Source organism: [Bacillus] selenitireducens MLS10 (assembly GCF_000093085.1).
Classification (GTDB): domain Bacteria; phylum Bacillota; class Bacilli; order Bacillales; family Salisediminibacteriaceae; genus Salisediminibacterium; species Salisediminibacterium selenitireducens.
The window spans coordinates 43,654-69,770 of record NC_014219.1; the positions used below are offsets into that span (position 1 = coordinate 43,654).

The following is a 26,117-nucleotide window of genomic DNA, read 5'->3' on the forward strand; positions in this document are numbered from 1 at the left end:
GTTTCAGTTAATCAGATGAAGACGCAGGATGCAACGGATCCCGCTTTCGCGTCTTTTTTCTCTGAAATGATCCCCCGTAAGCCCCTTCAGTCCGCTATAATGGAAGGCAGGTTACGAAAGAAGTGGGTGGTGAACGGGATGGATCAGAGGAACGAACCCCTTATTGAGGCGCTGCAAAAGAGAGCCTCAGAGCACCCGGTGTCGTTTCACGTACCGGGTCACAAGCACGGCCGGCTCTTTTCGGATGAAGGGCATGACGTGCTCCGGGAAGCGGCGAAATGGGATCAGACGGAAGTTCAGGGTCTCGATGACCTTTACAGCGCGAGTGGTGTCATTCAAGAGGCGCAGGTGCTCTTGGGTGCATTGTATCAAAGCGGTTATTCCCGGTTTCTTACCGGCGGGTCGACGGTGGGTAATCTCGCGATGCTGTATCTGGCCAGTAAACGGGGAACGAAGGTGCTCATTCAGGACAACAGCCACCAGTCCGTTTATCACGGCCTTGCCTTGTTTCAGCTTGAAGGGATTGTGATGAGAACGGACAGAGAAGCGTTCACCGGTCTCCCTCTCGGCGTCAGTTATAAAACGTTGCACAAGACACTTGAAGCCCATCCGGACGCAGCGATGGTGCTGTTGACGTCACCGAGCTACGAAGGGTATGCCCAATCGCTCGGCGACCATCTCGCCCTTTCGAAGTCCTTTGGCCTTCTAACCGGCGTGGATGAAGCACACGGGGCGCATTTCCTCCACCCTTCGTTCCCGAATACGGCCCTGCACGACGGGGCGGATCTTGTTGTGCAGTCGGCGCACAAGATGCTGCCGGCGCTCACGATGGGGGCCTGGCTGCATGTCGGGCAGGAGGCTCCGCTTCCTGAAGAAGAAGTCCAACAGGCCCTAAATATGCTGCAGACGAGCAGCCCGTCTTATCTGATTATGGCGTCACTCGACGCAGCAAGAGCGGTGCTTGCGAGACTGATGGAAGATCCACTCAATGGGGAAAAGACAAAGCTTCAGACCCTTTTGGCTTGCCTAAGTCAGGAGACTGCGGCGTGTGTGATGCCTGCGCGTCTCGGGACATACGTGAGAGACCGCATCAAGCTGCCTCTCGTTGCCCGAAAGCCTGGCATGACCCATCGGTGGAAAGAGCGGATGGAACGCGCTCACGCCTATCCTGAGCTTCATTCAGCACGGCATCTCTTATTGACGCTGCCGCTGAGTGGCGGAGAGCGTGACATAGAGAAGCTTCAAACGCACGCAAAGGCGTGGTTCGGTGAGGCAGAGGGGGCTTCAAACGACGTCTCCTTTGCTGTTAAAAGCCCGGATGCCGCCTGGTACAAAGCAGACACGCAAGGCGGGGATCATGAAGGAGAACGGGCGAGGATCCCGCTCTCTGATGCGGTGGGGATGAAAAGTGCAGAAACCGTTACGCCCTATCCCCCGGGGATCCCGCTCATTCAGCGGGGACAGAGGATCACGAAAACCGAGATCGATGCCGTGATCGGGGCCGATCAGGCCGGAGTGCGCTTTCAGACGGGCAACCGCTGGAAGTATGAAGGCATCGACGTCTATATTCAGAAGCAAGGAGACGATTCCAATGAGACAACATAAACGATTTATTACCGTGGAAGGCGGTGAAGGGGCGGGGAAGACGTCCGTCCTGAAAGACCTGCATCAGGCACTGATCCTGGAAGGGCATGATGTCTTGATGACCCGCGAACCCGGTGGGAGCGTCATCGCGGAGAAAATCCGGGACGTCATACTCGATCCTGCCCATAAAGAGATGGACGACCGGACCGAAGCGCTTCTCTACGCTGCGGCCCGCCGCCAGCATTTGACAGAGAAAGTGCTGCCGCATCTTGAGAAAGGCGGCGTGGTCCTCTGTGACCGCTATGTGGACTCAAGCCTGGTCTATCAGGGCGGTGCCAGGGGCATCGGGATTGAGGAGGTACGGGAGTTGAACCATTTTGCCACGGAAGCCTTTTACCCCGGTAAAACCTTCTATTTTGACGTATCTCCGGAGGTGGGCCTTGGCAGAATTGCCGCAAACAAAGGCCGGGAATTCAACCGGCTCGACGGGGAGTCTCTGGCTTTTCATGAACAGGTGAGAGCAACGTACCTGACTCTTGCCAAAGAAGAACCGGCGCGCATCACGGTGATCGACGCCGAGCGGACGCAGGATGAGGTGCTTCGGGATGTTTTGCAAAAGACGAGGGCGCATCTCGGCTGATTTCTTGTTATAATGGTACAAATACGAAGTTGACGACATGGAGGAGGAATCCATTATGAAACTGATCATGGCTGTAATTCAGGATAAAGACAGCAACCGTCTGTCCGATGCCCTGGTGGAACATGACTTTCAGGCAACGAAACTGGCGAGTACCGGCGGATTTTTGAAGGCGGGAAATACGACATTCATGATCGGTGTGGAGGATGAACATGTCAATGAGGTCCTGACGATCATTAACGAGAACTGCAAGGCACGCGAACAGCTCGTTGCACCGATTTCACCGATGGGCGGCAATGCTGATTCCTATGTGCCGTACCCGGTGGAAGTGCAGGTTGGTGGAGCGACGGTCTTCGTCCTCCCGGTGGATCAGTTCGAGAAATTTTGACGGGGCACCCCGTGGAACGGCAAAGGAGTAAAAACAATGGCATTGGACTTTACAGCGGCAGAGAAGACACAGCCGGTGGCGGCAGGCATACTCAAAAGGACAATTGAGAAGAACCGTCTTGCCCACGCGTACCTTTTTGAAGGCAGCCGGGGAACGGGTAAGCAGGAGATCGCGAAGCTTGTCGCGAAGGCTTTTCTCTGCCAGGTCCGGGAATCTGCGGATCCTTGCGGGGACTGCGGAGACTGCCGGAGAGTGGATTCGGGCAATCATCCGGATGTCCACCTCATTGAACCCGACGGTACGACGATCAAGGTCGAACAGATCCGCGGCCTGAAAAAGGAATTCAGCATGCGCGGGATGGAGTCGGGGCGCAAGGTATACCTCGTTCAGGATGCCGATCTCATGACGGCCTCTGCCGGAAACAGTCTCTTGAAGTTTCTTGAGGAACCTGACGGCGAGGCGCTGGCGATCCTGATGACGACTCGTCCGCAACGGATTCTGAAGACGATCCTTTCAAGGGTGCAGGTCCTGTCCTTTCACCCTCTGGCTCCGGATGAATTTGTCAAAACCCTCGTCAACCATGACGTGAAGGAACGCGATGCCCTCCTGCTGTCACGAATGACCTCGAACCTTGATGAAGCCCTCAGCATGACCGAAGAGGATTGGATTGCAGAAGCAAGAAACAAAGTGATACAATTGATTGATGATCTTGTTACAAGACCAGGGTATTCCCTCATTTCACTGCAGGATGACTGGATACCTTTTTTCAAGGAAAAAACCGATGTGCAGCTGGGAATCGATCTGATGACGCTCTGGTACCGGGATGTGCTCCGGACCAAGGTGGATCAGATGGAACAGATCGTGTATGTGGATCAGGAAGACAGGCTGCAAAAACAGGCCTTCTCCCTTTCGGAGGAGCGCCTTGCCAGGCATCTTGAGGCCATAGTGGATACGAAGCGGCGGATTGATGCCAACACGACGCCACAGCTCGCGATGGAACAGATGCTCATTCGGTTACAGGAGGGATAAATGATATGCATCGAGTGATTGGGGTGCGTTTCAAGAAAGCAGGGAAGATTTATTACTTCTCCCCCGGCAAGATGGATATTCCGACAGACGAATATGTCATCGTGGAAACGGCCAGGGGCGTGGAGTTCGGGAAGGCCGTCATCGGCACGAAGGAAGTGGATGATAACGACGTCGTGCTTCCGTTAAAGAATGTGCTTCGGGTCGCGACGGATAAAGATAAGACCATCGTCAAGGAGAACAAGGTTGAATCGGCAAAAGCCTTTGAGATCTGCCACGAGAAAATCCAAAAACATAAGCTCGAGATGAAGCTCGTGGACGTGGAATATACTTTTGACAGAAGCAAGGTGCTCTTTTATTTCACAGCCGACGGACGCATCGATTTCCGTGAGCTCGTCAAGGATCTGGCTTCGGTGTTCAGAACGCGAATTGAACTGCGTCAGATCGGTGTCAGAGACGAGGCCAAGATGCTTGGCGGGATCGGACCGTGCGGGCGGATGCTTTGCTGTTCGACGTTTCTCGGTGATTTCGAACCGGTCTCCATCAAGATGGCCAAGGATCAGAATCTGTCACTGAACCCGACGAAGATCTCCGGACTTTGCGGGCGTCTGATGTGCTGCCTGAAGTATGAGAATGACATGTACGAGTCTGCGAAAAAAGAGCTGCCGGATATGTACAAGAAGCTCGATACGAGCTATGGCAGAGGGAAAGTCGTGGGTCTCAACATGCTTGAGCGTCTCGTCAGGGTGGAGATTCAGGAATCGAAGCAGGTCGTCGAGTTCACCCTTGATGAACTGATTGAAGAAGGTGCCGTCAAAACGAAACAGGTAAAGTAATGAGGTGTAACGGACGTGAACAAAAATGAATTGTTTGCGCGAGTCGGGCAAATGGAGGAACAGATCGGCGGCTTGCACCGCGATCTTGGTGAACTGAAAAATCAGCTCGCTGAAATGCTGGAGGAGAATACGCATCTTCAGCTTGAAAATGAACATCTCCGTGAACGTCTGATGAACGAGCTGACGGAAAAAGAGCCGGACAGACAGGCGGCAGCGGGAGAAGCCCCGGCGGTCAAACAGAACGTCACCCCCGGTTTCGGTGAGGGGTATGACAATCTGGCGCGCCTTTATCAGGAAGGGTTTCATATTTGCAATCTTCACTATGGAAGCATTCGAAAAGAAGGCGACTGTCTGTTTTGCCTCTCTTTTCTGAATAAGAAATAAAACGCGCCTTCCAAGCTCTGGACAGGCGCGTTTGCGCGTTCGAACCAAATCAGAAAGGGAGGGGAACCGTCATGCAGGAACGTCATGATCTGCTTCCGGGCAGCTGCCGCAAAATCGTCCAGCGGGCCGATCTGTTTTCCTATTCCATGGATGCAGTGCTTTTAGGGAAATTTGCCACGATTACGAAAAAAACGGGCCGGATCATCGACCTCTGTTCCGGGACCGGTGCGGTTCCTCTTGTGATGTCTGAGCGGACTAACGCGGCAATCGATGCCATTGAGATCCAGGAAGCGCTCGTCACAATGAGCCGAAAGACGATGGCCATAAATGGGGTGAGTGAGCGGGTGACGATCCATCACGGGGACGTTTCGGATGCCGGGGCTGTTGTGCCGTGGAACCGCTTTGACCTGGTGACGTGCAACCCGCCTTACTTCAAGGTGACGGAGGACGCGGATCTTGACGGTCATGACCCGTTTGTCGTGGCGAGGCATGAAGTGCACCTCAGTCTTGAGGTGATGATTGAGACTGCGAAAAAACTGCTGAAATCAAAGGGAAGGCTCGCCATGGTGCACAGGCCGGAACGGACCGGAGATATTTTTGCCGCCCTTGAAGCACAGCGATTCCAGGCGAAGCGGATGCAGTTTGTCCACCCGGATCAGTCGCGTGAGGCCAATATGGTACTGATTGAGGCCGTGCGTGACGGACAGCCCGGGCTGAGCGTGCTGCCGCCTCTGATCGTATATGATGAAACGAAAGACTTTACAAAGGAGTTTCGAGATCATTATGTCTCCAGTTAACCATTACGTCTATATGCTCCGCTGCAAAGACAACACCCTCTATACCGGCTATACAACCGATCCAAAGCGCAGGCTTTCGATGCACGAGACGGGCAAGGGGGCGCGGTATACAAAAGGGAGAGGACCGTTTGTCCTTGAACACCTGGAGTGTTACGGGACAAAAGGCGAGGCGATGAGCCGGGAACACGCGATCAAAGCACTGACCCGCAGGCAGAAAGAGGCGTTAATCAAAGCAGGAAAAATGACGGAAATGAGGGATCAAGGGTGAAATACCAGCAGACATTTAAAGGATACGATGCCCAGACAGGCATGCTCATGCTTGTTCCGACACCCATTGGCAATCTTGATGACATAACGTACCGGGCGGTTCAAACGCTGAAAGAGGCGGATGTGATTGCGGCGGAGGATACGAGGCATTCCAAAAAACTGAGCCATGTGTTCGACATCACGACGCCATTGATCAGCTACCATGAACATAATAAGCATGCACGGGAACAGGAACTCGTGGATCGTGCCAGACGGGGCGAGACGATTGCTCTCGTGACGGATGCCGGAACACCGGGCATTTCAGATCCGGGCAGTGAACTCGTCAGCCGGTTTATTGAGGAGGATTTACCCGTCCATGCCCTGCCAGGGGCGAATGCAGCGGTGACGGCCCTCGTGGCGTCGGGGCTTCCAACGGAAACTTTCAGCTTCATCGGGTTTCTTGACCGCAACAAAAAGAAACGCCTGGAGACCCTCAATCTGTGGGAAAAAGCGCCCTCGACCCTCATCTTTTATGAATCCCCGCACCGTTTAAAAGAGATGCTTAAGGCGGCCCTCGATGCGCTGGGTGATCGCAGAGCCGTCATCAGCCGGGAGATCACGAAGCAGTATGAGACGATTCTCAGGGGCAGCCTGTCTGAACTCTTTCACTGGATTGAGCAGGAAGGTGTAAAAGGAGAGTGTGTCGTCCTGATTGAAGGCGCGACGGGGGATGAAGAAGCGGCAGTCTTTGGTGAAGAACCGGAGGAAGCCTGGTGGAAGGACCTCGGGATTGCTGACCATGTCGCCCATTACGTGAAGGCAGGGATGCGTTCTAAGGAAGCGATCAAAGAAGTGGCAAAAGAACGAGCCCTTCCGAAGCGGGACGTGTATCAGGCCTATCATGTGGATCAGGACGGGTGACAGCCGGACAGACGAAAAAAATCCCTTTCCGCTTTATATACGGAAGGGGATTTTTCAGGTTGAACCTGTCGGATTATGCTTCGTTCTTCGCTACGTAATCTTCGAGTTCTTTCATAATTTCTTTTGCACCCATCGGGCTGAGAATGATTTTGCCATTTCCGATGGACAGGTTGTCATCGGACACTTCGCCCGTTACCTGACACGTCATGTTCGGCTTGTATTTCTGCAGGATAATGCGCTCATCGTCCACGTAGATCTCCAACGCATCCTTTTCGGCAATATCCAGGGTACGACGCAGTTCAATCGGGATAACCACGCGTCCAAGTTCGTCCACTTTTCTAACAATACCAGTTGATTTCATCTTCATTCCTCCTCTAAATTTGCAAACCGGATCTACCCATCCTCACGAATCGATCCATTCATTCGATAAAATTCGACATTTTTCGCACTTCGTTATCATAGCAGAGTTTCCAATTCGAGTCAAACCTGTTTCACAATTAATTGCGGACAGATAAGGAGAAAATTCAGTTAGCAGACGACTGTTGCTACCATTTTCATGAGGATATTTCTATTATACCCATTTACAGGAATAGTGTAAACGACAAAATTCGCTAAAATCAGATATCTCGATCATTTCACCTGCAAACCTTGACAGAATGCGCCTCCTTCGATATAAATTGTAGGAGACACCCACAGGGGTGAAGCACGAAGCGGTGACGCTTTCGGCACGAAAAATAACGGAATAACCGTCCGGCGACGGGATGAGTAGGATCCCTGCAGCATTGACAGAGAACCGGGGCAGCTGAAAACCGGGATGAGCAGATTCTGAACATGGTCCCAGGAGGATGTTTTCGTAAGCGAATCAGGAATTTAGAGAGGCCATACGCCTTTCAGGTTACCGGTCGTGAGCGTAAACCGTGTGCGCACGTTACAGCGTGATACAGATGAATGGCTTTTTTTCATCTGTCCAGAGGCCTGACAGGTTCAGGCGAATCCGGGTGGTACCACGTAAGCAACGCTTTCGTCCCAGAACAGGGGAGGAAGTGTTTTTTTTCGTCTATTTCGTGCGAAAGATGCTGACAATGGTCGGAAGCAGGGTTTTTCCCGGCGGTCAAAACGGGAACAGCAATGAACAGACTATGTATTGAAAACAGGAGGCCAGGATCCATGAGTAATGAGAAGAACACCTTTTACATCACCACACCGATTTACTACCCGAGTGCAAAGCTGCACATCGGTCACGCCTACACGACGGTGGCCGGTGACGCCATGGCCCGCTACAAGCGGCTCAGAGGCTTTGATGTGCGTTACCTGACAGGGACAGACGAGCACGGGCAGAAGATTGAGCAGAAAGCAGAAGAGAACGGGAAGTCCCCCCAGCAGTTTGTCGATGATATTTCGTCGGATATTCAGGAGCTGTGGAAGAAGCTCGATATCTCCTACGATGATTTTATCCGCACGACAGAAGACCGGCATAAACAGGTCGTGCAGCACATCTTTGAACGGTTTCTCGAGCAGGGTGATATCTACCTCGATGAATACGAAGGCTGGTATTCCGTATCTGATGAAACCTTCTATACCGAGCTGCAGCTTGAAGACAAGGAATATGACGACAACGGCAACGTAACCGGCGGCAAGAGCCCGGACAGCGGGCACCCTGTTGAAAAGGTTCGGGAGAAGTCGTACTTTTTCAAGATGAGTAAGTATGCCGACCGACTTTTGGCCTATTATGAGGATAATCCCGAGTTCATTCAGCCGGAATCACGGAAGAATGAGATGATCAACAACTTTATCAAGCCGGGTCTTGAAGATCTCGCCGTATCCCGGACGTCATTTCGCTGGGGGGTGCCGGTGAAGAGTGATCCGGAACACGTCGTCTATGTCTGGATTGATGCGTTGTCGAACTACATCACGGCCCTTGGCTACAGTACCGATGAAAACGGCCTGTTTCAGTCCCACTGGCCGGCGGATGTGCATTTGGTCGGCAAGGAGATCGTCCGCTTCCATACCATTTACTGGCCGATTATGCTGATGGCCCTTGATCTGCCATTGCCGAAAAAAGTGTTCGGTCACGGCTGGCTCTTAATGAAAGACGGCAAGATGTCGAAATCCAAAGGGAACGTCGTCGATCCGGTTCCGCTCATTGAACGCTACGGCCTCGACGCGCTCCGCTACTATCTGCTCCGGGAAGTGCCGTTTGGTTCAGACGGGGTTTTCACCCCTGAAGGATTCGTCGAGCGGGTGAACTATGATTTGGCCAACGACCTGGGGAATTTACTGAACCGAAGCGTGGCTATGATCAACAAATATTTTGACGGCGAGGTTCCGGCCTACGTCAAGGATGCAACCTCGTATGATGAGACCCTGACGGATCTCGTTGAAGCGACGGTGAACAAGGTTGAAGAATCCATGGAGAACATGCAGTTTTCCGTGGCTTTGACGGCCATCGGCCAACTCATCAGCCGCACGAACAAGTATATTGATGAAACACAGCCGTGGATCCTTGCCAAAGATGAGACGGCGAGAGAACAGCTCGGTTCTGTCCTGCATCATCTGGTGGAGTCGCTTCGGCAGGTGTCGATTATGCTTCAGCCGTTTATGACGGAAACACCGAAAAAGATTCAGGAACAGCTCAGTATTCCCGACAGCCTGATGGGCTGGGACACGCTCGTCACATTTGGTCAGATCCCGGCAGGAAAGAAGGTCGTCGCCAAAGGAGAACCGATCTTCCCGCGTCTTGATACGGAAGAAGAAGTGAAGGCCATCGTCGAAATGATGGGCGGACAGGTGAAAACCGAAGAACCGGAGCCGGAGGTGGAGGCACCGGAGGTCGATGAGATTACCATTGATGATTTCACAAAAGTCGATCTGCGCGTCGCAGAGGTACTCGAAGCGGAGAAGGTAAAAAAGGCGGACAAACTTCTGAAGGTCCAGCTTGATCTCGGCTATGAGAAGCGTCAGGTGGTCGCAGGCATTGCCAAACACTACAGCCCGGAAGACATCATCGGGAAAAAAGTGATCTGTGTCTCCAATCTGAAGCCGGTCAAGCTCCGGGGCGAGCTGTCACAGGGCATGATCCTCGCCGGATCGCACGGTGATACGCTGACGCTCGCGACGGTCTCCGATCATCTGCCGAATGGTTCTCAGGTGAAATAAGCGGCAGATGAACTGACAGCTGACAAACGAAAGGAGTGGCAGGATGCTGTTTGATACCCACGTGCACCTGAATGCCGATCACTTTGAAGACGATCTCGAGGAGGTGCTTGCCCGGGCGAAAGAAGCGGGCGTTGATGAGATGGTCGTGGTCGGCTTCGATGATAAGACGATCCGTATTGCCATGGATCTCATTGAACGGTACAGCTTTCTGTACGCCGCGATCGGCTGGCATCCCGTTGACGCCATCGATCTGACCGGGGAGAAGCTTCGGTGGATTGAGGAACTGTCCAGTCATCCGAAGGTGGTGGCCATCGGCGAAACAGGCCTTGATTACCACTGGGACAAGTCCCCGAAAGACGTCCAGAAAGAGGCTTTTCGAAAACAGATTGCACTGGCTAAGAAAGTGAAACTGCCGATCATCATTCATGACCGCGACGCTCACCAGGATATTGTGGATATTCTGCGTGAGGAGAACGCCGCAGACATTGGCGGGATCATGCACTGTTTCGGCGGCAGTGTGGAAATCGCCCGCCAGTGTCTCGATATGAACTTTTATATCTCCCTGGGCGGTCCTGTGACGTTCAAAAACGCCAAACGGCCCAAGGAAGTGGCGAAAGCCGTTCCTGCGGACCGTCTCCTTGTGGAAACCGATGCGCCGTTCCTTGCGCCGCACCCATACAGAGGGAAACGCAATGAGCCGGCCTACGTCAAACTGGTCGCTGAACAGATCGCCGAATTACGCGAACAGTCATTTGAGGAGATTGCCCTGCAGACAACTGAAAATGCCCGGACTTTATTCGGGCTTTCTTCGAAAAAAGAGGCGGATTGACCGCCTCTTTTTTCCTTTTTATCAGGATGAAAGACTTAAACAATTCGAAAATATCGATGATTCTGAGCGCTGTAATCTAAATTTAACAATGCTTCAATCCCTTTCACATCAATGGATTCAGGGTTGTCAAGTATTTTTCACACGGCTGTTGTTGACACAGGATAGGTGCGGGCGTATAATCCGGTCTTATGAAGGAGGGATTCTTTTATGGTCCAAAAGATCAAGCAGGCGTCGGAGCGCTTTTCAGCACGTACGTTTGCGGTATCTGTCGTTGGGGTCCTGATGTTATCGGGGATTATCGCACTGGTTCTTATGGAAGTGACCAAGGCGGAAGTCGCGGTGGACATGAACGGGGAAGAAGCCGTCGTGTATACCCATGCCGAAAATGTTGGGGATGTTCTCAATGAGCAGGGGATCGAGATCGGTGAACATGATCTCGTTGAACCTTCAGTCGACACCAAAATTGAAGCCAACATGACGATCGCATATACAGAAGCACAGGAAGTTCGCGTATCCATCGGGGAAGACACGGAAACGGTCTGGACAACAGCCGATACCGTCGGAGATTTGCTCGATGACATGAATCAGGAGGTCGGTGAACACGATCAAGTGGAGCCGGACCTGAACGAAAGACTTGAAAGCGGCATGGACATTGCCTACCAGGAAGCCTTCCCGGTCACGGTGACCAGTGACGGTGAAACGGAAGAAGTCTGGACGGTTTCAACGACCGTCGGCGATCTTCTCGACGCTCAGGCGATTGAACTCGGCGAGCTTGACCGGGTTGAGCCTGAGGCTGATGAAGAGCTGAACATTGAGGAAGATGTCCGCGTCGTCCGCGTGGAAAAAGTGACCGACGTTGTTGAAGAAACGATTTCGTACGGCACGGTGACGGAGAATGATTCATCCATGGCCCGCGGCACGGAAGAAGTACTCGAGCCAGGTGAAGAAGGCAAGAAAGAAAAACGCTATGAAGTGGTTTTGGAAGACGGGGAAGAAGTATCCCGTGAACTGATTGACGAAGAAGTCGTATCCGAGAGTCAGGACCGTGTCGTGGCAGTCGGGACCCGCTCCACCCAGCAGAATGTGTCGAGAAGCGGGAATGCATCCAGCTCCTCGTCATCCTCCTCTGCCGGTGAGTGGATGAACTTCACTGCGACAGCCTACACGGCGTATTGCACCGGATGCTCCGGGGTGACCCGCACGGGGATCGACCTTCGGGCGAACCCGAATTCCCGGGTGATTGCCGTTGATCCAAGCGTCATTCCGCTCGGATCGAGAGTGGAAGTCGAAGGCCGGGGCACCTTCCTCGCCGCAGACACAGGCGGCGCCATTAACGGCCGCAAAATTGATATTTTCATGCCGGACAGAAGCGCAGCACTGGCGTTCGGACGACAGTCCGTCAGAGTCAGAATCGTGGAATAAAGGCGAACACAGGACGCAGGGGATCGACTCTGCGTCTTTTCTTTTTCCGGACAGTGTTGTACGATATCACAGAATACGATTGCCTGCCCTTCTCCTTCTATTGGACGTATGACAGGGAGAAAAGATGCGGGTAACAGACAGAATGGTTCAAACGGATTTGAGTGAAGGAGCTGTTGGTGATGGAGAGAGAACGGATCGGCCCGATGATTGTCGTGGAAGGCAAGAATGATTCCCTGACGCTGAAGCGCTGGTTTGACTGTGACACAATCGAAACGAACGGATCGGCCGTTCCGGATGCGGTCCTTGAACGGATTGCCCTCGCTCTCGGAAGACGCGGCGTGATCGTCTTTACCGACCCGGACTACCCCGGTGATCAGATCCGTAAGATCATTGACCGGGAGGTGCCGGGCTGTTCCCATGCGTTTTTGCCCAAGGCCGACGCCATCGATGTGAGGAAAGGCAAAGTCGGCATCGAACACGCCGGTTACCGCGCCCTGCAGGAAGCCCTCGCTTCGGTAAGACGTCCGGGCGATGATGCGCAGGAGGATCCGTCCTTTGAAACGGTGCCTCTTCGCCGGCTTACGGAGGCCGGTCTCCTCGACGGTCCGGATGCAAGAAGCCGCAGGCGGATCCTCGGTGAGCTGCTCGGTATCGGCTACAATAACAGTAAACAGCTGCCCAAGCGTCTTCACCAGTTCCGTATTTCCCTTCGTGAATTTGAGGAAGCGCAGGCAGCCATGATAAAGGAGATGGAGCAATTTGAGCGATAGAGACATTGCCACACCGACACGAACGAAAGCCATTCTTGAACGGTACGGTTTTTCCTTTAAGAAAAGCCTCGGACAGAATTTCCTGATCGAACCGAATGTCCTGAGAAAGATCGTCGAGACGGCAGAACTGAGTCCGGATTCCGGTGTGATTGAGATCGGTCCGGGGATCGGGGCCCTGACGGAACAGTCTGCCAAAATGGCCCGGAAGGTGCTTGCCTATGAGATCGATCAGCGACTGCTGCCGATCCTGGCCGATACGCTCTCACTATACCCCCATGTGGAAATCCGTCACGGTGATGTTCTGAAAGCGGATGTGCATGCGGATGTCCGGGAAGTGTTTGAAGCGGATCAGGACCTGGCGGTTGTGGCGAACCTGCCGTATTATGTCACGACACCGATTATGATGAAACTTCTTGAAGAGAAACTGCCGGTGCGGGTCATGGTGATGATGATGCAAAAGGAAGTGGCGGAGCGTATTGCCGCAGACCCGGGGTCGAAGAATTACGGATCGCTGTCCATTGCCGTTCAGTATTACGCAGAAGCCAAGCTCATGTTCACGGTACCGAAAACCGTGTTCGTGCCGCAGCCGAATGTGGATTCGGCAATCCTCCGTCTCACCAGACGCTCCGAGCCACCCGTTGACGTGTTGGACGAAGGCTTCTTTTTTGACGTGATTCAGGGAGCCTTTACCCAGCGGAGAAAGACACTGTTAAACAATCTCTCGGTTTTTTTCAAAGACAGCCTGTCAAAGCCTGAGGTGCAGGCAGCCCTTGAAGCGCTTGAGATTGATCCGAAGCGGCGGGCGGAGACGGTCTCGATGGCGGAATTTGCCCGGATCAGTGATGCCTTTCTCGCCCGGAAACGGGCGGGGACAGAGGAAGACTGAGCAACAGATCGGAATAACAAAATCCAGATGGTGGAATTCTGTTCGCAGGTTTCATCATTTTCTCGGCGTTCGTGAAAGGGTTTTCACATTTCGTGTGAATTCCACGGGTCGAATCGTGTAAAACTGTTGACAGTGGAAATGAGCCTTGATATAATTTAAGTTTTTTATTGACACCTGATGGATTTCTGTGGTAATATTACTGCAAGTGAGGTGTCGTGGATGGCTAAACAGACGTTAGCGGATATCAAAAGATCGATTGAATGTTATGTTGGACAGGAAGTCACGATTTGTGCGAATGGTGGACGAAAAAAGACCATCGAACGCTCCGGAATGCTCGAGGGTGTGTATCCGAGTGTATTCACGGTGAAACTTGACCGGGACAAGTACCCGATCGAACGATTATCTTTCAGCTACACGGATTTACTGACGGAGTCCGTCACCCTCTCCCTGGCGGAGAAAGTGTAACAGAAGAATTTGCCCCCTGAACCGATGGCGGGGCGCCCATAGCGGTCATTCAATAAGGATGAAAATAACCCTCTCGGGGGTTGTTTCTTATTGAATGACCGTTTTTCTGTACTGGAACCGCTGCAAGCTCTCATGGTAAACTGATTTGGGTAACAGTTATCTGACATAAGAAGATGGTGATGAATCGTGTATTTAACCGAAAAAGCCCCGGCTAAAATTAATCTGACATTGGATGTTCTGAGAAAACGCAAGGACGGGTACCATGATGTGGAAATGATTATGACGACCGTGGATCTGGCTGACCGGATTCACCTGCATCCCCTCGAAAAGGATGAGATCGTGATTGAGGTGGAGAACGGGATTCTGCCGCTGGATAAGAACAATCTTGCTTATCAGGCAGCAAGCCTTTTGAAAAAACGCTGCAAGGTCACGACGGGTGTGAAAATCGTGATCGATAAGATTATCCCTGTCTCGGCGGGACTCGCCGGAGGCAGCACCGATGCAGCGGCTGTCCTTCGAGGTTTGAATAAGCTCTGGAGGCTCGGTTTGAGTCTTGATGATCTGGCTGAAATCGGCCTTCGGATCGGCTCGGATGTTCCGTTTTGTGTCTATGGCGGTACAGCCATAGCCCGGGGCAGGGGAGAAGACCTGACCTTTATCGATGCACCGCCGAAGGTCTGGGTGCTCCTTGCCAAGCCCCCGCAGGGTGTTTCGACAAAAGAGATTTACAAGCGGCTGAAACCGGGTGAGATGGCCCATCCTGATACGGCAGGCATGGTCGAAGCAATCCGGACGAAGGATTACCGGGGCATCTGTGAACGTCTGGAGAACGTCATGGAGCCGGTGACCTTTAGTCTCGCACCGGACGTGGCAAGGATCAAAAAGAGGCTCGAGAGTTCCGGTGCAGACGGGACGGTGATGAGCGGCAGCGGGCCGACGGTGTTCTCGCTGATTGCGAATGATCAAAAGGCGCACAGGCTGTATAATACGCTTCGCGGATTTATGGATCAGGTCTATCTCGTCCGGCTGATCGGAGAACGGCATCAGATATAGAGGCGGCTGATAGAGTGAAAAAACGAACCGGGGACAAAATTGTCTCCGGTATTTTCTTGTTATATCCGTATGTAAATGGTATTCTGTAATTAAAATATTCGGATTTTGCCATTATTGTCGGCAGGACTTGTCATGAAGGAGGATGTATCAATGAAATTTCGTCGCAGCGGGCGCCTGGTGGATATGACCCAGTATCTTCTGAACCACCCCCATCAGCAAATCCCGTTGACTTTTTTTTCGGAGCGTTATCTGTCTGCAAAGTCGTCCATCAGTGAGGATATCGGGATTGTGAAAGAAACATTTGAAGGGAAGAACCTCGGCAAGGTCGAGACATCGGCGGGGGCCACAGGCGGCGTCAAGTTCGTTCCGGTGATCGGGAATGAGGATGCGGTCAGGCAGGTGGATCAGCTGTGCGAAAAGCTCGAAGATCCTGCCCGGATTCTCCCGGGCGGCTATCTGTACATGATGGACGTCATCGGTGACCCGAAGGCGATGCAGGATCTCGGCAGGGTCATCGCATCGCACTACCAGGATGCCGGAGTGGATGCGATTATGACGATGGCCACCAAGGGGATTCCGCTTGCATACGCGGTCGCTCAGCTGTTGAACGTGCCGGTGAGCATCGTTCGCCACGAGCAGCGGATCACCGAAGGGTCGATTGTGAGCATCAACTATGTATCCGGCTCGAAAAAACAGATTCAGACGATGTCGCTGGCAAGACGCAGCCTCAAACCGGCGTCGAATGTGCTGATCATCGATGACTTTATGAAAGCTGGCGGGACGATCCGCGGGATGATGGATCTTGCAGAGGAGTTCCAGGCGACGGTTGCCGGGGCGGCGATTCTGACCGAGGCGGTGCATGAAGAGGAAAAACTCGTTTCGGACTATGTGTCGCTCACGCGCCTGACGGAGGTTGATGTGAAAGAACGCAAGATTACCGTAAAGCGGGGCAGTCTGTTTGATGCCGACTGATTTAGTGTGACACAAGTCACTTTTTGAATAAAAATGTCACAATCCTGCAAAAAAATCCAGTGAAATTCGTCTTTTTTGCAGGATATTGGCTGCCCGTATCGAATTCAACATGAATAGAGGGCAATCCAACTCCATGAGCTTTTTGCTGAAGGTGGTGACAGATTATGAATGTAACAGATGTCAGGCTTCGCCGAACGGACGAATCAGGACGAATGCTCGCAATCGCTTCCATTACGATTGATGATGAATTTGTCGTGCATGATATTCGCGTGATTGACGGGGATAACGGTCTTTTTGTGGCGATGCCGAGTAAGCGAACGCCGGATGGTGACTTCAGGGACATTGCACATCCGATCTGTTCGGAGGCGAGGATGAAAATCCAGTCGGCTGTACTGGATGAATATGCCAAAGCCAAAGAACAAAAAGAGACCGTGTACGAAGAGTCAGGAACGTCCGGATCAGCGGGTATGAAGTGACGGACAGACAGAAACAGTTTCAATGAAAAAACCGGTTCAGATCCTCGTATGCGGGAAATGTGCCGGTTTTTCCGGTTTTTCGGAGGAAACAGGTGCCTGTGACCCCGCCGGGTACCTTGAAATCATCGCCAATATGAGATATATTCAGTATGGAAATTAAGGGCTGGAGGTTAAATGATGAAAAATCGTTATGCAGTCGTGTTGGCTGCCGGTAAAGGAACGCGTATGAAATCATCGCTGTACAAGGTGTTGCATCCTGTTTGCGGCAAACCGATGGTGCAGCATATCGTTGATCAGTTGACGGCGTGCGAGGTGGATGACATTGTCACCATCGTCGGACACGGTGCGGATAAAGTGAAAGACCAGCTTGGAGAACGGACGAGCTATGCCCTGCAGGCAGAACAGCTCGGGACGGGGCATGCTGTGATGCAGGCCGAGTCGGTCCTCGGCGGGAAAGACGGAACGACACTGGTCGTGTCCGGTGACACGCCGCTGCTTACCGCAGAGACGCTCACGGAGCTTATGAAGCATCATGAGGAGACGGGAGCCAAGGCGACGATCCTCACAGCCGTGGCGGAGGATCCGACGGGATACGGCCGTGTTCTGCGTAATGACGGTGATCAGGTGGAGCGGATCGTGGAACATAAAGACGCGACATACAAAGAGCGGCGTGTGAAAGAGATCAACACCGGCACGTACGTGTTTGATAACACTGCCCTCTTTGATGCCCTTGCCAATGTGGGCAATGACAACGTCCAGGGCGAGTATTACCTCCCGGATGTGATTGAGATTCTCCAGACGAGAGGTGAAACGGTATCTGCCCATATCGCACCGGATTTTAACGAGACGATGGGTGTGAATGACCGCGTTGCGCTGAGCGAAGCGGAAAAGTGGATGAAGCGCCGGATCAACCGTCACTGGATGACCCAGGGCGTTTCCATGACGGACCCTGAACAGACGTATATCTCAAGTGATGCGGTGATCGGGGCGGATACGGTCATTGAGCCGGGTTCGATGATTAAAGGAAACGTCACCATCGGCCAGGGATGCGTTATCGGACCGCATACGGTCATTGAAGAGAGTGCCGTCGCCGATAACAGCGTCATCCGCCAGTCCACTGTCAACCGAAGCCGCGTCGGCAGCGGTGTGGCAATCGGCCCGTTTGCCCACCTGCGGCCGGAGACAACCCTTGGCAATGACGTCAAGGTCGGGAATTTTGTCGAGCTGAAGAAGATGTCCATGGGTGACGGGAGCAAGGCGTCGCACCTCAGCTATCTCGGTGATGCGGACATCGGCAGCGACGTGAACATGGGATGCGGTTCGATCACGGTCAACTATGACGGGAAGAATAAGTTTCTGACGACCATTGAAGACGGGGCGTTCGTCGGATGCAATGCCAATCTGATTGCACCGGTTACCGTGGGCAAAGGGGCCTATGTTGCAGCGGGTTCAACCATCACGGATGATGTGCCGGGTGAATCGCTTGCGATTGCGCGGGCAAGGCAGACGAATAAAGAAGGCTACAGTAAGAAGTAAGCGAATTGCGTTCATAACGAAAAAAGATGGAGGGTTTTAAACGATGGCCACATACGGGGACAAACACCTGAAAGTTTTTACTCTGAATTCCAATCCTGCACTGGCACAGGAAATTGCCGCATCCATTGGTGTGAAGCTTGGACATTCTTCTGTGACACGTTTCAGTGACGGAGAGATCCAAATTAACATCGAAGAGAGTGTCCGGGGCTGTGATATTTTCGTGATCCAGTCCACCAGCTCCCCGGCAAATGAACATATCATGGAACTTCTCATCATGATTGATGCGTTAAAGCGTGCATCTGCCAGAACGATTAACGTTGTGATCCCGTATTATGGCTATGCCCGCCAGGACCGTAAAGCCCGCTCAAGGGAACCGATCACGGCGAAACTGGTTGCCAATCTCCTTGAGACGGCAGGGGCGAACCGGGTAATCACCCTCGACCTCCATGCTTCACAGATCCAGGGCTTCTTTGATATCCCTGTGGACCAGCTTATCGGTGTGCCGATTCTTGCGAGTCATTTCGAGAAAAAGAATCTCGAAGACCTCGTGATCGTGTCGCCGGACCACGGTGGTGTCGTCCGCGCAAGGAAGATGGCGGACCGCCTGAAAGCGCCGATTGCGATTATCGACAAGCGCCGGCCAAAGCCGAATATGTCGGAAGTGATGAACATTGTCGGGAAAATCGAAGGCAAGACGGCAATCATCATCGACGATATTATCGATACGGCGGGGACGATGACGCTCGCTGCGAACGCCATGAAGAAAAGCGGGGCCAAAGAAGTGTACGCCTGCAGCACGCACCCTGTCCTCTCCGGACCGGCTATTGAGCGGATCCAGCAGTCTGAAATCAAGGAGCTTGTGGTCACCAATACGATCCCCCTTCCTGAAGAGAAGCAAATCGATAAAATCATTCAGCTCTCCGTCGGTGATCTGCTTGGAAAAGCGATTGTACACGTCTTTGAAGACCGTTCGGTCAGTAACCTGTTTGACTGAACAGGATGAAAAAGACGATCGGGATGATTTTCAGGGTTTAGTTGCCGGGTAAACCGGGAACATGATATGATATGAAAAAATGATGAGGTGATTTTGACATGGCAACAATACTTAAAGCAGCACCAAGAAACGAAATGAAAGGTTCCACATTAACAACGATCCGCAGCGCCGGCTGGATTCCTGCCGTCGTATACGGTAAAGAATATGGGAATAAGCCTGTTCAGGTGGAGGAAATTGATTTTATCAAAACCTACCGCGCTGAAGGGAAAACAGGGGTATTCTCCCTCGACGTTGAAGGGGAAAAAACGGACGTCATGATTTATGACATCCAGTATGACATGATGAAGAACCAGTACGTGCACATCGATTTCTATGCAGCCAACATGAAAGAAGAGATGGATGCGGATGTACCGGTGAACGTGGTCGGTGAAGCGCAGGGCGTTAAAGACGGCGGCGTGCTTCAGCAGGGCGTATTTGAATTGTCTGTACGTGCCCTTCCGAAAGAACTTCCTGACAGCATCGACGTCAACGTTGAAGAGCTTGAAGTCAACGACTCCATTTTCGTAAAGGACCTGAAGAGCGGAGCGGACTTTGAGTTCAATAACGATCCGGAAGAGATGGTTGTCTCCATCGTGCCTCCAACAGATGAGCCGGAAGAAGAAACAGCAGAAGAGGAAGAAGGTGCAGAGCCTGAACTCGTTGCCGGAGAAGAAGGCGAAGAAGAGAATATGGAAGAATAAACCGTTTCACAACATGATGGACGATAGGAAACGAAAGGCTGTCTCATATCCGAGGCAGCCTTGTTTTCACAGAGCACCCAAAAGGCAGAACGAATAGCTGATAAAAGGAGTCGCTTTTTATGAAACTTGCAGTCGGACTCGGCAATCCCGGCAAGGCCTACGAACGGACAAGGCACAACGTCGGATTTGACGTTATTGACCATGTATCCGATCAGCTTGGCATCCCCCTTGACCAGAATAAGTTTAAAGGGGTTTTTGGCACGCACCGGACCCCCAAGGGGCCATTTACGCTCTTAAAGCCGATGACATTCATGAATCTGTCCGGGGAGTCGATCCGGCAGATCGCCGATTATTACGACATCCCGCCGGAGGATATCCTCGTGATTTATGATGACCTGGATCTTCCCCCGGGTAAAATCCGTCTCCGCACGAAAGGCGGTCACGGCGGACATAACGGCATCCGCTCGACGCTCTCACATCTGAACACGGAATCGTTTAACCGGATCCGGATCGGCATCGGCCGTCCTGAACCGGGGACGAAGGTGACCGACCATGTCCTTGGGCGCTTTTCGCCTGACGACCGGGAACTCGTTGATGAGGCTGTCCGTCAGGCGGCAAAAGCGGTGGAGGCGTGGATGGATGACAGCTTTATCCTTGTCATGAATGACTTCAACAGTAAGGTGAATGGCCCATAAAGAATCGAAACGCTTTGGCAGCTTGGCTGTCAAAGCATTTTCGCTATCCGGAGCCGACGCAACATACAGGAAACCTGGAAAGTGAAAGATGGAGCACGAAATATCAGGCAGGACAACACTGCTGAAAAGGTGGTAATGAAGTTGGAAGGATTATTGAACAGCCTGTCCGCTGCAGGCGAACTCGAAAAGGTGATCAAAGGCATTGAAGACGGGGCGGGGGATCAGTCCCTTGTCGGCATCAGCGGCTCAGCAAGAGCGATGCATCTTGCAGCCCTGTTCAGACGGACGGGGAAGTCCCAGCTGATCGTCACGCACAACCTCTTTCAGGCACAAAAGCTGTATGACGACCTGATCACGGTTCTGAACACCGACGATGTCCTCCTCTATCCGGCAAATGAGCTCATTTCGTCGGAAATTGCCGTTGCCAGTCCGGAGATGCGCGGACAGCGGCTCGAGGTCATGAATGAGTGGAGTACCGGTGCGAAACGGATCGTCATTGCCCCTGTTGCCGGCGTCCGGCGTCTTCTTTCACCACCTGATCTATGGCAGGAGCAGCGCCTGACCTTTACCGTCGGTGAAGATGTGGACTTTGACAGGACGCTCGGGCAGTTTGTAAACATGGGCTATTCCCGGGCTGACATGGTCTCTGCCCCGGGAGAGTTCAGCGTCCGCGGCGGGATTATCGATGTGTATCCCCTCACGGAAGAGTATCCGGTACGGATTGAACTCTTTGATACAGAGGTTGATTCCATCCGCCTTTTCGACGTGGAAACCCAGCGCTCCGTTGATGAACGGTCGACGGTTGTCGCAGGCCCTGCAAGGGAGATTATCGTGCAGGATGTCCAGTATATCCGTGCAGCTGAGCGTCTCGACGAACAGCTCGCAAAGAGTCTGAAGCGGCTGAAGGATGATCAGATCAAGGAAACGATGATAAACAACGTCGGTGAAGAGATTGAATCGCTCAAGAACCGGCAGTTCTTCGATGCCATCTACAAATACATGACCCTCCTGTATGAACGCCCGGCTACGCTGTTTGACTATATGCCGGATGATACCCTCGTCGTCCTCGACGAATGGGCAAGGGTTCAGGAGACGGCGGCGACCCTTGAGCGGGAAGAGGCGGAGTGGATGACGATGATGATTGCACAGGGCGCGATGGTGCATGATTTGTCCGTATCGGCGACCCTCGAGCACCTCGTCAGTGAAACGGAGCGTCAGAAGCTCTACATCATGCTGTTCGGGCGTCAGATTCCGAAGGTCGGACCTGACCGCACGTACAATGTGCAGACGAAGACGATGCAACAGTTCCACGGCCAGATCCATCTGTTAAAGACAGAAGTGGAGCGGTGGAAAGAAGCAGGTTACGCCATCGTTTTTGTCAGCGGTGACGATGAGCGGGCCGAGAAGCTTGAGCGGGTCCTCGCCGACTACGAGATCGAGGCCTCACCGGCGAAGGCGGGATCGGAGCCGGTCAAAGGAAAAGCGCTCATCGTGCAGGGGCTGTTGCATAACGGGTTTGAACTGCCGCTGCAGCGGATCGTGGTCATTGCCGAAGAGGATGTCTTCACGAGAAAATCCCGTAAACCAAAGCGCAGACAGAAGCTCTCAAACGCCGAGCGGATCAAAAACTATTCGGAGCTCAAGACCGGTGACTGGGTCGTGCATATCAATCACGGGATCGGGAAGTACCTCGGGATTGAAACGCTCCAGGTCGGCGATGTCCATAAAGATTATCTGCATATTTCCTATGCGGGCAATGACAAGCTGTATGTGCCCGTCGATCAGATCGATCAGGTACAGAAATACGTCGCCAATGAAGACAAGGACCCGAAGCTCTACTCCCTTGGGGGCAGTGAGTGGAAAAAGGTCAAGAAGAAGGTTCAATCTTCTGTGCAGGACATTGCCGATGACCTGATCAAGCTCTACGCAGAGCGTCAGGAGACGAAAGGGTTTGCCTTCTCCCCGGACGGCCTTGAACAGCGGGAATTTGAGTCGACTTTCCCGTATCAGGAAACGGATGATCAGCTTCAGGCGATCGAAGAGATCAAAAAGGACATGGAGCAGGACCGGCCGATGGACCGCCTCTTGTGCGGCGACGTCGGGTACGGCAAAACCGAAGTGGCGCTCCGTGCCGCCTTCAAAGCGATCATGGACGGCAAACAGGTGGCGATTCTCGTCCCGACGACGATCCTCGCCCAGCAGCATTATGAAACGATCCGGGAGAGGTTCCAGGATTTCGCCATCAACATCGGGATGCTGAGCCGGTTCCGAACACGCAAGCAGATGAAAGAAACGACGGAGGCCCTCCGCAAAGGGACGTGTGACATCGTGGTCGGGACACACCGCATCCTCTCGAAGGATGTGGCGTTCAAAGAGCTCGGTCTCCTCGTCGTCGATGAAGAACAGCGGTTTGGGGTCACCCATAAAGAGAAGATCAAACAGCTGAAAGCAAACGTCGATGTGCTGACGCTGACGGCAACACCGATCCCGAGAACGCTGCATATGTCCATGCTCGGTGTCCGGGATCTCTCCGTCATCGAGACGCCCCCGGAGAACCGCTTCCCGGTACAGACGTACGTTGTCGAACACAACGATGCCTTCGTCCGCGAGGCGATCGAGCGGGAGCTGGCAAGGGAAGGCCAGGTCTTCTACCTCTACAACCGGGTCGAAGACATCGAGATGGTTGCCGACCGGATCGGCATGATGGTCCCGGATGCGAATATTGCCTTCGCCCACGGAAGGATGACCGAAGCCCAGCTCGAAGCGGTGATGCTCGACTTTCTGTCCGGTGAAACGGACGTCCTCGTCACGACGACGATCATCGAAACGGGCGTCGACATCCCGAATGTCAATACGCTCATCATTCAGGAAGCGGACCGCATGGGCCTCTCGCAGCTCTATCAGCTGCGGGGCCGGGTCGGCCGCTCCAATCGGGTGGCCTACGCCTATTTCACCCACCAGCAGGACAAAGTTCTGACGGAGGTCGCTGAGCGCCGGCTTCAGTCCATTAAAGAGTTCACCGAGCTCGGTTCCGGTTTCAAAATCGCCATGCGCGATCTCTCCATCCGGGGAGCCGGAAATCTTCTCGGTGCTGAGCAGCACGGCTTTATCGCGTCAGTCGGGTTCGATCTCTATTCCCAGATGCTCAAAGAAGCCATCGATGACCGGAAGGCGGGAATGGACGGCAAGGAAGAGGCCGAAGCGCAACCGAGTCAGGCACCGGACATCGACCTCGATATCCAGGTGGACGCATATATTCCGGAGTCGTATATTTATGATTCCAAACAGAAGATTGATATGTACAAACGGTTCAAAGCCATTGAATCCTTTGACGACGTTGAGGATCTGCAGGTCGAGCTGATCGACCGCTTCGGGGACTTCCCGGACGAGGTGGTCCGGCTGTTCAGTGTGGCGAAGATTCGCCTGTACGCGAAGCAGGAAGGCGTCACGAGCATTGCCGAGAAAAACAAAGAGTGCAAAGTGGTGCTTGAAGAAGAGGCCGCAGCGAAAATTGATGGCGCAAAGCTGTTCTCGCTCGTGAACAAACTCTCGTCTCACATCACCCTCTCCTCAGACGGGAAGGGGATCACCATTCATATCAAGACGAAGCAGATTGACGACAATCTCTACCTCCGCCTCCTTGAAGAAGTCCTCGCCCGTCTCGATGAGGTGGAAAAGAGCCGGGTGACGCAAGGTGGCTGAGAAGACCGCGGACTCCTGGATGGCCGGTGCGCTCTGGCTCTCGCTCGCGGCGCTCACCGCCAAGGTGCTGAGTGCGCTGTATAAAGTGCCGTATCAGAACCTCACCGGGGATGCAGGCTTTTATGTGTACCAGCAGGTCTATCCGCTCTACGGAGTGGCACTCGTCCTCGGAACGGCGGGGTTCCCCCTGGTGCTTGCGGGCATGACGGGCGATATGACCGATCAGCGAAGGGAGCGGCTGCGGTTTTTATTCAGTGTGCTGTCAGGTGTTTACATCGTGATGGCACTCGCGGTCTTCAGCCTGGCATCCGTTCTTGCTTCTGTCATGGGCGACCCGGCACTTGCGGGTCCATTGAGATGGATGGCGCTGCCGTTCCTCCTGATTCCGGTCCTGGCCTTTTACCGCGGCGTGTTTCAGGGGCAGGGGGAGACCGGTCCTTCTGCGCTCTCGCAGGTGCTCGAACAGCTCGCCCGGGTTGTGGTTATCCTGGCCGTCGCCGCCTGGGTGACCCGGGTTGGCGGCTCGGCCTATGAAGCGGGGATATCCGCCGGAGCCGGGGCCTTTACAGGCGGACTTGCGGGTGTGGTCATTCTCGTTGTCATGATGAACAAACGTGAACCCGCCCTGATCCGGGGCGTGTACACGTTCCGGGGGCCTCTTTTGCCATCACGGTGGCGAAGTGATCTTCGCAATCTCCTTGTGCCGGGTTTACTCGTGTCCCTGAGTGCTCTGGCTCTTATTGCCTTTCAGCTTACGGATGCGCTCACGGTGTACCGCGGCCTCCTCGCAAGCGGTCTGGCAGCGGACGAAGCAGCCATGACGAAAGGGATCTATGACCGGAGCTGGCCATTGATCCAGTTCGGTGCTGTGATAACGACGGTCTTCTCCTACGCGGCACTGCCTGTCGTCGTCCGTGCTGTGAGAGAAGGGAAGCATGCAGAGGTCAAGCGGGAAATCGCACGCGCGGTTCAGATCTGCCTCGTCTTTGGCAGCGCCGCGGCCGTCGGACTGGCGGTGATCATGCCTGAAGTGAACGCGATGCTCTTTACCGATGAGGCGGGCACAACCGCCCTTCGGATCGCAGGACTCGGTGTCTTGCCGGGGTCTCTCTTTATGACGGCCGCCGTCCTTTGGCACGCCGTCGGAAAAGCGGGGAAACCGGCCGTCTGGCTCCTTGCAGGTGTTGGTGTAAAAGGGCTGGGCAATGCCGTTCTTGTCCCCCTTTACGGGATCACCGGTGCTGCCGTGGCAAGTCTCGCAGGCTTTACACTCATGGCCGTCGCCGTTCTCGTTCAGCTGATCCGCTCGTCCAGGCTGCCGGCAATCCCGCGGGTCTTTACGGGCAAACTGCTTATAGCCCTCGGGCTGATGGGCGTGGCAGCGCGGATCGCAGGCGCGGCTGCGGGCCTGCTTCCGGTGGACGGCGTGAGGCTCACGGCAACGCTCGAAGCCCTCACGGGTGCCGGGGCGGGTGCCGTCGTCTTTCTCTTTGTCATCCGGGCCCTTCGGCTGTTTGACGCCGACACGTGGCACGGCCTCCCGCTGATCGGTTCGCGGCTGCCTTATCCACACGACTGATCCGAATACAGATAGATAAAGGA

Annotated in this window: 25 protein-coding genes; 24 read left to right on the plus strand and 1 reads right to left on the minus strand. The window is 53.6% G+C overall.

All coding sequences use genetic code 11. The features are described from left to right. Window positions 1-138 precede the first annotated feature (138 nt). The 9 genes from BSEL_RS00190 (at window position 139) to rsmI (ending at window position 6,819) form a co-directional block, all read left to right on the plus strand. Window positions 139-1,605 carry an aminotransferase class I/II-fold pyridoxal phosphate-dependent enzyme gene (locus BSEL_RS00190; RefSeq protein WP_013171014.1) on the plus strand — a complete coding sequence of 489 codons (1,467 nt, stop codon included), beginning with the start codon at window positions 139-141 and terminating at the stop codon, window positions 1,603-1,605. Continuing rightward, on the plus strand, window positions 1,592-2,224 hold the full coding sequence (gene tmk, locus BSEL_RS00195) for a dTMP kinase (RefSeq protein WP_013171015.1): 633 nt from the start codon (window positions 1,592-1,594) through the stop codon (window positions 2,222-2,224). Before BSEL_RS00190 ends, tmk begins: the two co-directional genes overlap by 14 nt. A 55-nt stretch (window positions 2,225-2,279) precedes the next feature. After that, window positions 2,280-2,609 (plus strand): cyclic-di-AMP receptor, encoded by a 330-nt coding sequence (locus BSEL_RS00200; RefSeq protein ID WP_013171016.1) that lies wholly within the window; start codon window positions 2,280-2,282, stop codon window positions 2,607-2,609. 36 nt (window positions 2,610-2,645) lie between these two features. Continuing rightward, complete coding sequence (holB, locus tag BSEL_RS00205) at window positions 2,646-3,638, plus strand: DNA polymerase III subunit delta' (RefSeq protein WP_013171017.1); 993 nt, start codon at window positions 2,646-2,648, stop codon at window positions 3,636-3,638. Window positions 3,639-3,643: 5 nt separating this feature from the next. Further along, window positions 3,644-4,471, plus strand: a complete 828-nt coding sequence (locus tag BSEL_RS00210) for a PSP1 domain-containing protein (RefSeq protein WP_013171018.1) — start codon at window positions 3,644-3,646, stop codon at window positions 4,469-4,471. 51 nt (window positions 4,472-4,522) lie between these two features. Beyond that, window positions 4,523-4,855 carry a DNA replication initiation control protein YabA gene (gene yabA, locus BSEL_RS00215; protein WP_408643028.1) on the plus strand — a complete coding sequence of 111 codons (333 nt, stop codon included), beginning with the start codon at window positions 4,523-4,525 and terminating at the stop codon, window positions 4,853-4,855. A gap of 71 nt (window positions 4,856-4,926) precedes the next feature. After that, window positions 4,927-5,652 carry a tRNA1(Val) (adenine(37)-N6)-methyltransferase gene (locus tag BSEL_RS00220; RefSeq protein ID WP_013171020.1) on the plus strand — a complete coding sequence of 242 codons (726 nt, stop codon included), beginning with the start codon at window positions 4,927-4,929 and terminating at the stop codon, window positions 5,650-5,652. Continuing rightward, on the plus strand, window positions 5,639-5,920 hold the full coding sequence (locus BSEL_RS00225) for a GIY-YIG nuclease family protein (RefSeq protein ID WP_013171021.1): 282 nt from the start codon (window positions 5,639-5,641) through the stop codon (window positions 5,918-5,920). The genes BSEL_RS00220 and BSEL_RS00225 overlap by 14 nt, the downstream gene beginning before the upstream one ends. Further along, complete coding sequence (rsmI, locus tag BSEL_RS00230) at window positions 5,917-6,819, plus strand: 16S rRNA (cytidine(1402)-2'-O)-methyltransferase (protein WP_013171022.1); 903 nt, start codon at window positions 5,917-5,919, stop codon at window positions 6,817-6,819. Before BSEL_RS00225 ends, rsmI begins: the two co-directional genes overlap by 4 nt. Before the next feature lie 73 nt (window positions 6,820-6,892). Here the strand turns inward: rsmI and BSEL_RS00235 are convergent, their stop codons facing one another. Beyond that, the gene (locus BSEL_RS00235; protein ID WP_013171023.1) at window positions 6,893-7,180 is read right to left on the minus strand and encodes an AbrB/MazE/SpoVT family DNA-binding domain-containing protein; all 288 of its coding nucleotides are present in this window, start codon (window positions 7,178-7,180) and stop codon (window positions 6,893-6,895) included. Window positions 7,181-7,986: 806 nt separating this feature from the next. On the opposite strand from BSEL_RS00235, the gene metG reads away from it, so the two are divergent. The 15 genes from metG to BSEL_RS00310 all read left to right on the plus strand — a co-directional run bounded on the left by metG (window position 7,987) and on the right by BSEL_RS00310 (window position 26,094). Beyond that, window positions 7,987-9,975, plus strand: a complete 1,989-nt coding sequence (metG, locus tag BSEL_RS00240; RefSeq protein WP_013171024.1) for a methionine--tRNA ligase — start codon at window positions 7,987-7,989, stop codon at window positions 9,973-9,975. 43 nt (window positions 9,976-10,018) lie between these two features. Then, window positions 10,019-10,804, plus strand: a complete 786-nt coding sequence (locus tag BSEL_RS00245) for a TatD family hydrolase (RefSeq protein WP_013171025.1) — start codon at window positions 10,019-10,021, stop codon at window positions 10,802-10,804. Between the two features lie 207 nt (window positions 10,805-11,011). Further along, window positions 11,012-12,226 (plus strand): G5 and 3D domain-containing protein, encoded by a 1,215-nt coding sequence (locus tag BSEL_RS00250; protein WP_013171026.1) that lies wholly within the window; start codon window positions 11,012-11,014, stop codon window positions 12,224-12,226. Between the two features lie 179 nt (window positions 12,227-12,405). Further along, the gene (rnmV, locus tag BSEL_RS00255) at window positions 12,406-12,996 is read left to right on the plus strand and encodes a ribonuclease M5 (protein ID WP_013171027.1); all 591 of its coding nucleotides are present in this window, start codon (window positions 12,406-12,408) and stop codon (window positions 12,994-12,996) included. Continuing rightward, a complete protein-coding gene (gene rsmA, locus BSEL_RS00260; protein WP_013171028.1) occupies window positions 12,986-13,882 on the plus strand; it encodes a 16S rRNA (adenine(1518)-N(6)/adenine(1519)-N(6))-dimethyltransferase RsmA in 897 nt (298 codons plus the stop codon). The genes rnmV and rsmA overlap by 11 nt, the downstream gene beginning before the upstream one ends. Window positions 13,883-14,101: 219 nt before the next feature. Further along, complete coding sequence (locus tag BSEL_RS00265) at window positions 14,102-14,347, plus strand: Veg family protein (protein ID WP_013171029.1); 246 nt, start codon at window positions 14,102-14,104, stop codon at window positions 14,345-14,347. Window positions 14,348-14,533: 186 nt separating this feature from the next. Further along, window positions 14,534-15,400: a 4-(cytidine 5'-diphospho)-2-C-methyl-D-erythritol kinase gene (gene ispE / locus BSEL_RS00270; RefSeq protein WP_013171030.1), complete on the plus strand. Its 867-nt coding sequence runs from the start codon at window positions 14,534-14,536 to the stop codon at window positions 15,398-15,400. A 150-nt stretch (window positions 15,401-15,550) separates the two neighbouring features. Then, a complete protein-coding gene (gene purR, locus BSEL_RS00275; protein ID WP_013171031.1) occupies window positions 15,551-16,372 on the plus strand; it encodes a pur operon repressor in 822 nt (273 codons plus the stop codon). A gap of 164 nt (window positions 16,373-16,536) precedes the next feature. Beyond that, window positions 16,537-16,848: a septation regulator SpoVG gene (spoVG, locus tag BSEL_RS00280; RefSeq protein ID WP_013171032.1), complete on the plus strand. Its 312-nt coding sequence runs from the start codon at window positions 16,537-16,539 to the stop codon at window positions 16,846-16,848. Between the two features lie 177 nt (window positions 16,849-17,025). Beyond that, window positions 17,026-18,384 (plus strand): bifunctional UDP-N-acetylglucosamine diphosphorylase/glucosamine-1-phosphate N-acetyltransferase GlmU, encoded by a 1,359-nt coding sequence (glmU, locus tag BSEL_RS00285; protein WP_013171033.1) that lies wholly within the window; start codon window positions 17,026-17,028, stop codon window positions 18,382-18,384. A 43-nt stretch (window positions 18,385-18,427) separates the two neighbouring features. Further along, a complete protein-coding gene (locus tag BSEL_RS00290) occupies window positions 18,428-19,378 on the plus strand; it encodes a ribose-phosphate diphosphokinase (RefSeq protein ID WP_013171034.1) in 951 nt (316 codons plus the stop codon). Between the two features lie 98 nt (window positions 19,379-19,476). Further along, complete coding sequence (locus BSEL_RS00295) at window positions 19,477-20,118, plus strand: 50S ribosomal protein L25/general stress protein Ctc (protein WP_013171035.1); 642 nt, start codon at window positions 19,477-19,479, stop codon at window positions 20,116-20,118. Window positions 20,119-20,237: 119 nt separating this feature from the next. Continuing rightward, window positions 20,238-20,813, plus strand: coding sequence for an aminoacyl-tRNA hydrolase (pth, locus tag BSEL_RS00300; protein WP_013171036.1), 576 nt, complete (start codon window positions 20,238-20,240; stop codon window positions 20,811-20,813). A gap of 141 nt (window positions 20,814-20,954) precedes the next feature. Then, window positions 20,955-24,515: a transcription-repair coupling factor gene (gene mfd, locus BSEL_RS00305; protein WP_013171037.1), complete on the plus strand. Its 3,561-nt coding sequence runs from the start codon at window positions 20,955-20,957 to the stop codon at window positions 24,513-24,515. Then, window positions 24,508-26,094, plus strand: coding sequence for a polysaccharide biosynthesis protein (locus BSEL_RS00310; protein WP_013171038.1), 1,587 nt, complete (start codon window positions 24,508-24,510; stop codon window positions 26,092-26,094). Before mfd ends, BSEL_RS00310 begins: the two co-directional genes overlap by 8 nt. Window positions 26,095-26,117: the final 23 nt, after the last annotated feature.